This is a genomic window from Novosphingobium rhizosphaerae, assembly GCF_050920675.1.
In the GTDB taxonomy this organism is placed as follows: Bacteria; Pseudomonadota; Alphaproteobacteria; order Sphingomonadales; family Sphingomonadaceae; genus Novosphingobium; species Novosphingobium rhizosphaerae.
The window spans coordinates 2,436,305-2,448,703 of sequence record NZ_CP137861.1; the positions used below are offsets into that span (position 1 = coordinate 2,436,305).

Sequence of the window (12,399 nt, forward strand, 5' to 3'; positions counted from 1 at the left end):
GCCATGGCCCTTGCCGACAAGGATCGCATCTTCACCAATCTCTACGGCTATCAGCCGTGGAACCTGGCCGCCGCCCAGGCGCGCGGCGATTGGGACAACACCAAGGACCTGATCGCGCGCGGCCGTGACGCGATCATCCAGGAAATGAAGGACTCCGGCCTGCGTGGCCGTGGCGGTGCGGGCTTCCCCACCGGCATGAAGTGGTCGTTCATGCCCAAGGAATCCAAGGATGGCCGTCCCAGCTTCCTGGTGATCAACGCCGACGAATCCGAACCCGGTTCGTGCAAGGACCGCGAAATCATCCGCCACGATCCGCACAAGCTGATCGAAGGCGCGCTGGTGGCCGGCTTTGCGATGGGCGCGCGCGCAGCCTACATCTACATTCGCGGCGAATATATCCGCGAAGCCGAAACGCTGTTCGCCGCCGTGGCCGAAGCCTATGACGCGGGCCTGCTGGGCAAGAACGCGGCCGGTTCGGGCTATGACTTCGACGTCTTCGTCCATCGCGGCGCGGGCGCCTACATCTGCGGCGAAGAAACCGCGATGATCGAATCGCTCGAAGGCAAGAAGGGCCAGCCCCGCCTCAAGCCGCCGTTCCCGGCCGGCGCGGGCCTCTATGGCTGTCCCACCACGGTCAACAACGTGGAATCGATCGCGGTTGCCCCCACCATCCTGCGCCGTGGCGCGGCATGGTTTTCCAGCTTCGGCCGGGAAAACAACAAGGGCACCAAGCTGTTCCAGATCAGCGGGCATGTGGACAAGCCCTGCGTGGTCGAGGAAGAGATGTCGATCCCGTTCCGCGAACTGATCGAGAAGCACTGCGGCGGTATTCGCGGCGGCTGGGACAACCTCCTGGCCGTGATCCCCGGTGGTTCGTCGGTTCCGCTGGTGCCGGCGGCCGAGATCATGGACGCACCGATGGACTTCGACGGGTTGCGTGCGCTCGGCTCTGGCCTGGGCACCGCGGCGGTCATCGTCATGGACAAGTCCACCGACATCGTGCGCGCGATCAGCCGGCTTTCGTACTTCTACAAGCATGAAAGCTGCGGCCAGTGCACGCCCTGCCGCGAAGGCACCGGCTGGATGTGGCGCGTGATGGAACGCCTGCGCACCGGCGATGCCGACGTGGAGGAGATCGACATGCTCTTCAACGTGACCAAGCAGGTCGAAGGCCACACCATCTGCGCCCTGGGTGACGCGGCCGCCTGGCCGATCCAGGGCCTGATCCGCCACTTCCGCCCCGAAATCGAACGTCGCATCGCCGATCGTGCGGGCGATGTCCGGGAGGCAGCAGAATAATGCCCAAGGTCAAAGTAGACGGCGTCGAACTCGACGTTCCGGCCGGGGCCACCGTGCTCCAGGCCTGCGAACTCGCCGGCAAGGAAATCCCCCGCTTCTGCTATCACGAGCGGCTGAGCATTGCCGGCAACTGCCGCATGTGCCTGGTCGAAGTGAAGCCCGGACCGCCCAAGCCGCAGGCTTCGTGTGCGCTTCCGGCGGCCGAGGGCCAGGAAATCCGCACCGACAGCGAAATGGTCAAGAAGGCGCGCGAAGGGGTGATGGAGTTCCTCCTCATCAACCACCCGCTCGATTGCCCGATCTGCGACCAGGGCGGCGAGTGTGACCTGCAGGACCAGTCGGTGGCCTATGGCCGCGGCGGCTCGCGCTATCACGAGCACAAGCGTGCCGTGACCGAGAAGTACATGGGTCCGCTCATCAAGACGACGATGACGCGCTGCATCCACTGCACCCGTTGCGTGCGCTTCTCGGAAGAGATCGCCGGCGTGGACGAAATCGGCGCGCTCTATCGCGGCGAAACGATGCAGATCAGCACGTACCTGGAAAAGGCCGCCAAGCACGAGCTTTCGGCCAACGTGATCGACCTTTGCCCGGTCGGCGCGCTGACCAGCAAGCCCTATGCGTTCGAAGCGCGCCCGTGGGAGCTGAAGAAGACGCTGTCGATCGACGTTTCGGACGCGATCGGCGCCAACATCCGGCTCGACAGCCGTGGCCGCGAAGTGCTGCGCATCCTCCCGCGCGTCAACGATGACGTGAACGAGGAATGGCTGGCCGACCGTGGCCGTTTCCTGGTCGACGGGCTGACTCGCCGCCGCCTCGACCGTCCGTGGCTGCGCCGCGACGGCAAGCTGGTGGCCGCGACCTGGGCGGAAGCCTTTGCCGCCGTTGCCTCGATCAATCCGGGCTCGTCGGTGGCGGTGGTCGCCGGTGACCTGGTCGATTGCGAAACCATGTTCGCCGCCAAGGAACTGGCCGGTGCGCTCGGTTCCTCGCTGTTCGAAGGGCGGCAGACGGGCCTCGCTTATACCGCATCGAACCTGGCGGCCGTGGCGTTCAATTCGACGCTGGGCGGCATCGAGGAAGCCGACGCGATCCTGATCGTGGGCAGCCAGATCCGCGACGAAGCCCCGCTGCTCAACGCCCGCCTGCGCAAGGCGGTCAAGCGCGGCGCCAAGGTCTTCGTGATCGGGCCGGTGTGGGATACGACCTATCCCGCCACGTTCCTGGGCGAAGACGCCGGCCTGCTGTTCGACCTGCCGAGCGACGTCACCGACGCCTTCGGCGCGGCGGCCAAGCCGGCGATCATCATCGGCGGCGGCGCGCTGGCCAAGGGCGCGCTGGAAGCAGGCCTTGGTTTTGCCGAGCGCTTCAACCTGGTGCGCGATGGCTGGAACGGCTTCAACGTGCTGCACATGGCCGCTTCGCGCATGGGTGGCCTGATGCTGGGCTATGCCCAGGCTGGCGGTCTTGCCGATCTGGCGGCGGCCAAGCCCAAGATGGTGATCTCGCTGGGCGCCGACGAAGTCGACTGGACCAAGTTTGCCGACAGCATGATCGTGCACATCGGCCACCACGGTGACAAGGCGGCCCATGCCGCCGACGTGATCCTGCCGGCCGCCGCGTTCAGCGAAAAGGACGGCACTTACGTCAACACCGAAGGCCGCGTGCAGTTTGCCGAACGCGCCGTGTTCGCCCCTGGCGAAGCGCGCGAAGACTGGACGATCCTGCGTGCGCTGGCCGATGCCTTTGGCGTAAACGTCGGCTTCGACAGCTTTGAGCAGCTGCGCGCCGCGATGATCGCGCAGGTGCCAGCGCTGGGCGTCGAAGGGCTGGCCGATTACGGCGCGCTGCCGGCGGCCCCGGCCACCGCGGCCTGTTCGGGCACGATCGGCTATCCGATCAAGGACCCTTACCTCAACAACGCCATCGGCCGGGCCAGCCCGACGCTGCAGCGGTGTTCGAGCGAATTGCTCCACGGTGAACTTCAGGCGGAGGCCGCGGAATGACTGCGTTCTTTCAAGGTCTTGGCCTGCCCTTCGGGGCGGCCTGGGCCATCTCCACGATCTGCGGCATTCTGCTTATCGCGCTGCCGGTGATGCTCGCCGTGGCGATGGTGATCTATGTCGACCGCAAGGTCTGGGCCTCGATGGCGCTGCGTCGCGGCCCCAACGTGGTTGGCCCGTTCGGCATTCTCCAGTCGTTTGCCGATGGTCTCAAGGTCTTCCTGCAGGAAACCATCATTCCTTCGGCGGCGAACAAGGGCCTGTTCCTGATCGCCCCGATCATCACTTTCACCGTGGCGCTGCTGGCCTGGGCGGTGATCCCGTTTAATTCGGGCGCGATCCTGGCCGATATCAACGTCGGTCTGCTCTACATCCTCGCGATCTCGTCGCTGGGGGTTTACGGCATCGTCATCGCGGGCTGGTCTTCGAATTCGAAGTACCCGTTCTTCTCGGCGATGCGCGCCTCGGCCCAGATGATCAGCTATGAAGTCTCGATCGGCTTCATCCTGATCTGCGTGGTGCTGTGGGCCGGTTCGTTCAACCTCAACGATATCGTCAAGGCGCAGCACGGCTTTGGCCTTGGCTTCATCAACGGCTTCTGGTGCAGCCCGCTGCTGTTCCCGATGTGGGTGATGTTCCTCATCTCCAGCATGGCCGAAACCCAGCGCGCACCGTTCGACCTGACCGAAGCGGAAAGCGAACTCGTCGCCGGCTATCAGACCGAATATTCGTCGATGGCTTTCGCGCTGTTCTGGCTGGGCGAATACGGCAACGTGCTCTTGATGTGCGCGCTCAACGCCACGCTGTTCTGGGGTGGCTACCTGCCGCCGGTGGAACTGGCGATCCTCTATTGGATCCCTGGCTGGATATGGCTCATCCTCAAGATCGCTTTCGGCTTCTTCGTGTTCAGCTGGGTCAAGGCAACGGTGCCCCGTTACCGTTATGACCAACTGATGCGCCTTGGCTGGAAAATCTTCCTGCCCGTCTCGCTGCTGTTCGTGTTCCTCGTCAGCGGCTACCTCATGGCTACCGGACACTTCGCATGACTGTCGGACAGCTCGTCAAGAGCTTCACCCTCTGGGAGTTCGTGAAAGCGCACTGGCTGACCCTGAAGTATTTCTTCAGGCCCAAGGCGACCGTGAACTACCCGTTCGAGAAGAACCCGCTCTCGCCGCGTTTCCGTGGTGAACACGCCCTGCGCCGTTATCCCAACGGCGAAGAGCGCTGCATCGCGTGCAAGCTGTGCGAGGCCGTGTGCCCGGCGCAGGCGATCACGATCGAGGCGCAACCGCGTGAGGACGGCAGCCGCCGGACCACCCGATACGATATCGACATGACCAAGTGCATCTTCTGCGGCTTTTGCCAGGAAGCCTGCCCGGTCGATGCCATCGTCGAAGGGCCGAACTTCGAGTACGCGACCGAAACGCGCGAAGAGCTGCTCTACGACAAGGCCAAGCTTCTGGCGAACGGGGACAAGTGGGAGCGGGCGATTGCCGCGAACCTTGAAGCCGATGCACCGTACCGGTAAGGGGCGCGCGTCATGATCCAGGCAATTGCCTTTTATCTCTTTGCCACGCTGACGATCTTTTCGGGCGCGGTAACCATTCTCGCGCGCAACCCGGTCCATTCGGTGCTGTGGCTGATCCTGGCGTTCTTCAACGCGGCCGGCCTGATGATCCTCATCGGCGCCGAGTTTATCGCCATGCTGCTGGTGATCGTCTATGTCGGCGCCGTCGCGGTGCTGTTCCTGTTCGTCGTCATGATGCTCGACATCGACTTCTCGCAACTGCGGGCCGGGTTCATCAAGAACTTCCCGCTGGGTCTCGCGCTGGCCTTTGTCCTCCTGGCCGAACTGGTCATGGGCGTGGGCGCCTACAAGGCCGGGGGCCTGGCGCTGGGCACGGCGAACGCGGCCACTGCGCCGATCGCGGGCCTGTCGAACACGGCGGCCATCGGGGCGCTGCTCTATTCGCGCTATCTCTTCCTGTTCGAAACCGCCGGCATCATCCTGCTGGTGGCGATGATCGGCGCCATCGTGCTGACCCATCGCCAGCGTGGCGACGTGCGCGGCCAGAACGTGTCGCGCCAGAACGCGCGCCGTCCGGAAGAGGCGACTATCAATCTTCAGCCGGAAGTCGGGAAGGGGGTCACGCTCTGATGATCGGCATCGAACACTATGTCATCGTCAGCGCGATCCTGTTCGTGCTCGGCGTGCTGGGGATTTTCCTCAATCGCAAGAACGTCATCATCCTGCTGATGGCGATCGAACTGATCCTGCTGTCGGTGAACCTCAACCTGGTCGCCTTCAGCGTCTTCCTTCACGATCTGGTCGGCCAGATCTTCGCGATGTTCGTGCTGACCGTGGCGGCGGGCGAAGCGGCGATCGGGCTCGCCATTCTTGTCATCTACTTCCGTGGCCGCGGCACGATTGCCGTTGACGACGTCAACCGGATGAAGGGCTGAACCCATGTCGTCCATCAACGTCATCGTCTTTCTGCCGCTTCTGGCAGCGATCGTTGCCGGCCTTGGCAACAAGAAGCTGGGCATGGTCCCGGCCAAGGTGATCACCACCGGCGCGCTGGCCGTGTCCTGCGCGCTGTCGTGGCCGATCTTCCTCTCGTTCCTGGGCGGTCACGCCGAAGCCAGCGTCACGCCGGTGCTCAACTGGGTGAAATCGGGCGATCTCGATTTCCTCTGGGCGCTGCGCGTCGATACGCTCACGGCCGTGATGCTGGTGGTGATCACCAGCGTGTCATTCCTCGTGCACCTCTATTCGTGGGGGTACATGAGCGAGGAACCGGATCAGCCGCGCTTCTTCGCCTATCTCTCGCTGTTCACCTTCGCCATGCTCATGCTGGTGACGGCGGACAACCTGGTGCAGATGTTCTTCGGCTGGGAAGGCGTGGGCCTGGCCTCGTATCTGCTGATCGGTTTCTGGTTCCGCAAGCCGAGCGCCAACGCTGCCGCGATGAAGGCCTTCGTGGTCAATCGCGTGGGCGACCTTGGCTTCATGCTGGGTATCTTCGCGACGTTCCTGGTGTTCCACACCGTCTCGATCCCGCAGATCCTGCACGACGCGCCAGCCGTTCTTTCGGGTTCGACCATCGGTTTCCTGGGCTATCGCTTTGATACCGCCACGGTGATCTGCATCTTGCTGTTCATCGGCGCGATGGGCAAGTCGGCGCAGCTCGGCCTGCACACCTGGCTGCCTGACGCGATGGAAGGCCCGACCCCGGTGTCGGCGCTGATCCACGCGGCCACGATGGTGACCGCCGGCGTGTTCATGGTCTGCCGCCTTTCGCCGCTGTTCGAACTGAGCCCCACGGCGACTGGTTTCGTAACCTTCATCGGCGCGATGACCTGCTTCTTTGCCGCCACCGTCGGCACGACGCAGACCGACATCAAGCGCGTGATCGCCTATTCGACCTGCTCGCAGCTAGGCTACATGTTCTTTGCCGCCGGCGTTGGCGCCTATGGCGCGGCGATGTTCCACCTGTTCACCCATGCCTTCTTCAAGGCGCTGCTGTTCCTGGGCGCCGGTTCGGTGATCCACGCGATGCACCATGAGCAGGACATGCGCTATTACGGCGGCCTGCGGAAGAAGATCCCGATCACTTATTGGGCGATGATGGCCGGTACGCTGGCGATCACCGGGGTGGGCCTGGTCGATGTGTTCGGCTTTGCCGGGTTCTATTCCAAGGACGCGATCCTGGAGAGCGCCTGGGCCAAGGGCACGGAACTGGGGCACTTCGCCTTCTTCATGGGCGTGTTCGCCGCGCTGCTCACCAGCTTCTATTCGTGGCGCCTGGTCTACCTGACCTTCTTCGGCAAGCCGCGCTGGGAGCAGTCGGAGCATATCCAGCACGCCGTTCACGATGCGCACGGGCATGACGACCACGCGCACGATCATGGCCACGATCACCACCATCACGACGCGCACAGCGACGGCACGGCGGGCTATCACCCGCACGAAAGCCCGCTGGTCATGCTGGTGCCGTTGATCGTGCTGTCGGTGGGCGCGGTGCTGGCCGGTTTCGTGTTCAACCATGCCTTCGTCAGCGAAGGGACGGGCGAATTCTGGAAGGGCGCGCTGGTCTATAGCGAGCATCTGATCCACGCCGCGCACCATGTGCCGACCTGGGTGAAGTGGGCGCCGTTCGGCGTGATGGCCACCGGTTTCCTGATCGCGACTTATGCCTATGTCGTGAACCCGGCATTCCCGGCGGCCTTTGTCGAGCAGTTCGGCTTCCTCTACCGCTTCCTGCTCAACAAGTGGTACTTCGACGAGCTCTATCACTTCATCTTCGTGCGCCCCGCGCTGTGGCTCGGTCGCGTGTTCTGGAAGGTGGGTGATATCGGGATCATCGATCGCTTTGGCCCGAACGGCGCTGCCTGGCTGGTGGCGCAGGGCAGCCGCGGGGCGGTCAAGCTCCAGTCCGGATATCTCTACAGCTATGCGCTGGTCATGCTCGTCGGTCTCGTCGGCGCGATCAGCTGGGTGATCGCACAATGACCGGCTTTCCGATCCTTTCGCTCCTGATGCTGGTGCCGCTGGTCGGCGCCGGCCTGGTCCTCAAGGCCAATCGCGAGCAGGCCCGCCTGATCGCCTTGGTGGCAACCCTGATCGACTTCGCGCTGGGCGTGGTGCTTTGGGCGCACTACGATGTCGGCGGCGCGCAGTGGCAGTTCCAGGAACGCGCCGCGCTGTTCTCGGGCTTCGAATGGAAGCTGGGCATCGACGGCATCGCCCTGCTGCTGATCGCGCTGACCGTGTTCCTCATGCCGATCTGCATCGGCGCGAGCTGGAACTCGATCGAGAAGCGTGCCGGCGAATATTATGCCGCCTTCCTGCTGATGGAAACGCTGATGATCGGCGTGTTCACGGCGCAGGACTTGTTCCTGTTCTACATCATGTTCGAAGCCGGCCTGATCCCGATGTACCTGATCATCGGCATCTGGGGCGGGGCGGATCGCATCTACGCCAGCTACAAGTTCTTCCTCTACACGCTGCTCGGATCGGTGCTGATGCTGATCGCGATGTTCTGGATGGTCAACGTGGCCGGCACCAGCGACATCCCGACGCTGATGGCCTACAACTTCCCGGTCCATGCGCAGACCTGGCTGTGGCTTGCCTTCTTCGCCAGCTTTGCGGTGAAGATGCCGATGTGGCCGGTGCACACCTGGCTGCCCGACGCGCACGTGCAGGCGCCCACCGCCGGCTCGGTGATCCTGGCGGGCGTGCTGCTCAAGATGGGTGGTTACGGCTTTATCCGCTTCTCGCTGCCGATGTTCCCCGAAGCCTCGGCGCAGTTCGCGCCGCTGGTGTGGGGCCTGTCGATGGCCGCTGTGGTGATCACGTCGCTGATCGCGCTGGTCCAGCATGACATCAAAAAGCTGATCGCCTATTCCTCGGTCGCGCACATGGCGATCGTGACGATCGGCCTCTTCGCCTTCAACACGCAGGGCCTCGAAGGCTCGATGCTGATCATGCTCAGCCACGGCCTGGTGGCCGGCGCGCTGTTCCTCGGCGTGGGCGTGATCTATGATCGCCTCCACACCCGCGAAATCACGCGTTATGGTGGCCTTGCCATCAACATGCCCTACTATGCGCTGTTCATGCTGCTGTTCACCATGGCTTCGATCGGCCTGCCGGGCACCAGCGGGTTCGTGGGCGAATTCCTCTCGCTGATGGGCGTCTATGCTGAAAGCAGCTGGGTGGCGCTGGTCTGCACCACCGGGATCATTCTGGGCGCGGCCTACATGCTCTACCTCTATCGTCGCGTGATCTTTGGCGACCAGAAGAACGCCGATGCCGCCGCGATGCTCGATCTCGACAAGCGCGAATGGGCGATGATGGTGCCGCTCGCGGCCGTGGTGCTGTGGATGGGCGTCTATCCCGAAAGCTTCCTGGCGCCGATGCGCAAGGATATCGCCACGCTCGAACACCGCCTGGCCCCGGCCAAGCCGAAGGGCGACGCGCAACTGAAACTGGGGGCAGGCAAGCCGGCCCCTGAAGAAGCCGCGCACGGGGAGGCGCACTGATGGAACTGCTTCGCTCTCTCCAGATCACCCTGGCCGAGGAAGTGCTCAGCATTTCCGGCCTGGTGCTGCTGCTGGTTGCCGCCTGGGGCGGAGACAAGGCGTCGCGCCTGATCTCCATACTGTCGGTCGCCGTGCTGACAGTCTGCGCGCTGATTGCCGCGCCCGCCCTGTGCGGCTCGGCCATGGGCCCCGACGTGACCGCCTTTTCCGGGCAGTACCGGGCCGACGCCTTTGCCGCCTTTGCCAAGCTGCTGATCTATGCCGGTGCCGGCGTGACGCTGATTGTCGCGCCTGCGTTCTTCGATCGCGTGCGCGCCATGCGGGCCGAATTCCCGCTGCTGGTGCTGTTCGCGGCGCTCGGCATGGGGATCATGGTTTCGGCCGGTGACCTGCTCGCGCTCTACATCGGTCTCGAACTCAACAGCCTTGCCTCCTACGTGCTCGCCTCGATGCTGCGCAGCGACGAGCGTTCGGCGGAATCGGGCCTCAAGTACTTCGTGCTGGGCTCGCTCGCTTCGGGCATCCTGCTCTACGGTGTCAGCCTGACCTATGGCTTCACCGGCACGACGAGCTTTGAAGGCATCCGCCTGGCGCTCAGCCACGGGCTGACCACCGGCGCCACCTTTGGCGTGGTGTTCGTGCTCGCCGGCCTGGCCTTCAAGATCAGCGCCGCGCCGTTCCACATGTGGACGCCCGACGTCTATGAAGGCGCGCCGACCCCGGTGACGACGTTCTTCGCCACGGCGCCCAAGGTTGCCGCGCTGTCGCTGCTGATGCGCGTAAGCCTGGAAGCGTTCGGCACGCAGGCGCACGCCTGGCAGCAGATCGTGATCTTCGCCGCGCTGCTCTCGATCGTGATCGGGGCACTGGGCGCGATCGGGCAGAACAACATCAAGCGCCTGATGGCCTATTCGTCGATCAACAACGTCGGCTTCATGCTCATCGGCCTGGCTTGCGCCAACCAGCCGGGCGCGGCCGCCATGCTGATCTACCTGGCGATCTACGTGGCGATGTCGGTGGCTGGCTTTGTCGCCGTGCTGATGCTCAAGGACGCCGATGGCGAGCCGGTGGAAGCGATTTCCGACCTTGCCGGCCTGTCGAAGACGCGCCCCGGCCTGGCGGCCGCGCTGGCCGCGGTGATGTTCAGCCTGGCAGGCATTCCGCCGCTGTTCGGGTTCTGGGGCAAGTTCGTGGTGTTCCAGGCCGCGGTGCAGGCCAACCTGCTGGCGCTGGCTGCCATCGGTATCGCCGCTTCGGTGATCGGCGCGTTCTACTACCTCAAGGTGGTGAAGGTGCTCTATTTCGACGACGCGACCGACAAGGTGACGGGCAAGAGCGACGTGGCGCACACCGTGCTGCTGGTGATCGCCACGCTGTTCATCTCGCCGCTGGGCTATCTCTTGACGGGCTGGCTGCACACCCTGGCCGGCAACGCGGCGGCTGCGCTGTTCCACGTGGCCTGAGCCACCCTTGCTCGAATTCGTCAAAGAGATCCCCTCCACCAACGCGGCCCTTGTGGCGCGCGCTGGTGGGGGGGATTGCTTTTTGGAAGGGCACTGGCTGATCGCCGATCGCCAGAGCGCCGGGCGCGGCCGCGCCGGGCGGGCCTGGAGCGATGGCTTCGGCAATTTCATGGGCTCCACTGCCGTGCAACTCGCGCCCCATGAAGCCGCGCCGCAGACGCTGGCGCTGGTCGCGGGGCTCGCGCTGTGGGATGCCGTGGCCGCCTGTGCGCCGGGGCTGCCCGATCTCTACCTCAAATGGCCCAACGACCTGCTGGTGCGCCAGGCCAAGCTGGCCGGCATCCTGCTGGAACGTGTGGGCAATACGGTGGTGGTGGGTATTGGCGTGAACCTGGCGGTGGCGCCGCCGGTGTCCGGGCGGGAGACCGTTTCGCTTGCCGCCCTGGGGCATGGCACCGATCGCGATGCCTTTGCCGCCCACTTGGCGACGCACTGGGCCGCGCGCCTGGAAGCGTGGCACGCCGGGCAATGGCCCGCGCTGCGCCGCGCCTGGGAAGAGCGTGCCGTGCCACGTGGCACGCTGGTTTCCGTCAATGACAAGGATCATGGCCCGATCATGGGTGGTTTTGCCGGGATCGATGCCGATGGCGTAGCGCAATTGCGCCTGGCGGACGGCCGGCTTCTTGCCATTCACGCCGGCGATGTCGATCTGGTGGGTGAGCCGGGGTCTTCCGCGGCCCGAGGAGAAGCGTGATGCTGCTGGCGGTCGATGTCGGCAATACCAATGTCGTCTTTGCCCTGTTCGAGGAACGGACGATCCGTGCGCGCTGGCGCGTGGCGACCGATCCGCGCCGCACGGCCGATGAATATGCCGTATGGCTGCTGCAACTGATGCAGATCCAGGGTTTTGCCCGCGACGCCGTGCGCCAGATCGTGATTTCCACGGTGGTGCCGCGCGCGCTGCACAATCTGGAAGTTCTGGCCGACAAGTATTTTGGCCTGGAACCGCTGGTGGCGGGCCAGGGTGCGGCCGAATGGGGCTTCGTTGCCGATGTGGACGAACCGCGCTCGCTGGGTGCGGACCGTGCGCTCAACGTCATCGCCGCCCATGCACGCCATCCCGGCGAGCATCTGATCATCATCGATTTCGGCACCGCAACCACGTTCGATTGGGTTGACCCCGAGGGCACCTACAAGGGCGGGATCATCGCGCCGGGCATCAATCTGTCGCTCGATGCGCTGGTGAGCGCGGCGGCCAAATTGCCGCGCATCGCCATTTCCGTGCCGCGCCAGGGCGAAAGCGTGATAGGGCGCAACACTGAAGACCAGATGCACATCGGCGTGTTCTGGGGCTATGTGGCGATGATGGAAGGCCTGATCGCCCGCATGCGCGCCGAAATCGGCCATCCGGCCAAAGTGATTGCCACAGGCGGCCTGGCCGTGCTGTTTGACCGCCACACGCGGATTTTTGACCATGTTGACGCCGATCTGACGTTGGACGGCATGGCCTTGCTTGCAGAGCGCGCCCAGGGGGCCGCCCAGAACAGGACACAAGAGTGAAGCCCGGTAAGGAATTGTTGTTTCTCGCCCTT

11 protein-coding genes are annotated in these 12,399 nt (G+C 64.3%); all 11 read left to right on the forward strand.

All coding sequences use genetic code 11. From position 1 onward, the window contains the following. The first annotated feature begins 3 nt into the window (after positions 1 to 3). Genes nuoF through R9J51_RS11135 form a run of 11 tightly spaced genes read left to right on the forward strand, consistent with a single transcriptional unit; the run spans position 4 to position 12,367 of the window. A complete protein-coding gene (nuoF, locus tag R9J51_RS11085; protein ID WP_168554525.1) occupies positions 4 to 1,299 on the forward strand; it encodes an NADH-quinone oxidoreductase subunit NuoF in 1,296 nt (431 codons plus the stop codon). Continuing rightward, positions 1,299 to 3,305: an NADH-quinone oxidoreductase subunit NuoG gene (gene nuoG, locus R9J51_RS11090; protein ID WP_179504492.1), complete on the forward strand. Its 2,007-nt coding sequence runs from the start codon at positions 1,299 to 1,301 to the stop codon at positions 3,303 to 3,305. The genes nuoF and nuoG overlap by 1 nt, the downstream gene beginning before the upstream one ends. Further along, the gene (nuoH, locus tag R9J51_RS11095; RefSeq protein WP_168554527.1) at positions 3,302 to 4,348 is read left to right on the forward strand and encodes an NADH-quinone oxidoreductase subunit NuoH; all 1,047 of its coding nucleotides are present in this window, start codon (positions 3,302 to 3,304) and stop codon (positions 4,346 to 4,348) included. Before nuoG ends, nuoH begins: the two co-directional genes overlap by 4 nt. Continuing rightward, positions 4,345 to 4,830 carry an NADH-quinone oxidoreductase subunit NuoI gene (gene nuoI, locus R9J51_RS11100; RefSeq protein WP_168554528.1) on the forward strand — a complete coding sequence of 162 codons (486 nt, stop codon included), beginning with the start codon at positions 4,345 to 4,347 and terminating at the stop codon, positions 4,828 to 4,830. The genes nuoH and nuoI overlap by 4 nt, the downstream gene beginning before the upstream one ends. A gap of 12 nt (positions 4,831 to 4,842) precedes the next feature. Further along, positions 4,843 to 5,460, forward strand: coding sequence for an NADH-quinone oxidoreductase subunit J (locus R9J51_RS11105; RefSeq protein WP_168554529.1), 618 nt, complete (start codon positions 4,843 to 4,845; stop codon positions 5,458 to 5,460). Next, positions 5,460 to 5,765 (forward strand): NADH-quinone oxidoreductase subunit NuoK, encoded by a 306-nt coding sequence (nuoK, locus tag R9J51_RS11110; RefSeq protein WP_110761368.1) that lies wholly within the window; start codon positions 5,460 to 5,462, stop codon positions 5,763 to 5,765. The genes R9J51_RS11105 and nuoK overlap by 1 nt, the downstream gene beginning before the upstream one ends. Positions 5,766 to 5,769: 4 nt before the next feature. Next, positions 5,770 to 7,815 carry an NADH-quinone oxidoreductase subunit L gene (gene nuoL, locus R9J51_RS11115; protein ID WP_179504493.1) on the forward strand — a complete coding sequence of 682 codons (2,046 nt, stop codon included), beginning with the start codon at positions 5,770 to 5,772 and terminating at the stop codon, positions 7,813 to 7,815. Beyond that, positions 7,812 to 9,344, forward strand: coding sequence for an NADH-quinone oxidoreductase subunit M (locus R9J51_RS11120; protein ID WP_168554531.1), 1,533 nt, complete (start codon positions 7,812 to 7,814; stop codon positions 9,342 to 9,344). The genes nuoL and R9J51_RS11120 overlap by 4 nt, the downstream gene beginning before the upstream one ends. Beyond that, the gene (gene nuoN, locus R9J51_RS11125) at positions 9,344 to 10,807 is read left to right on the forward strand and encodes an NADH-quinone oxidoreductase subunit NuoN (protein WP_179504494.1); all 1,464 of its coding nucleotides are present in this window, start codon (positions 9,344 to 9,346) and stop codon (positions 10,805 to 10,807) included. Before R9J51_RS11120 ends, nuoN begins: the two co-directional genes overlap by 1 nt. Positions 10,808 to 10,814: 7 nt before the next feature. Next, positions 10,815 to 11,561 (forward strand): biotin--[acetyl-CoA-carboxylase] ligase, encoded by a 747-nt coding sequence (locus R9J51_RS11130; protein WP_179504495.1) that lies wholly within the window; start codon positions 10,815 to 10,817, stop codon positions 11,559 to 11,561. Beyond that, on the forward strand, positions 11,561 to 12,367 hold the full coding sequence (locus R9J51_RS11135) for a type III pantothenate kinase (RefSeq protein WP_168554534.1): 807 nt from the start codon (positions 11,561 to 11,563) through the stop codon (positions 12,365 to 12,367). The genes R9J51_RS11130 and R9J51_RS11135 overlap by 1 nt, the downstream gene beginning before the upstream one ends. Positions 12,368 to 12,399: the final 32 nt, after the last annotated feature.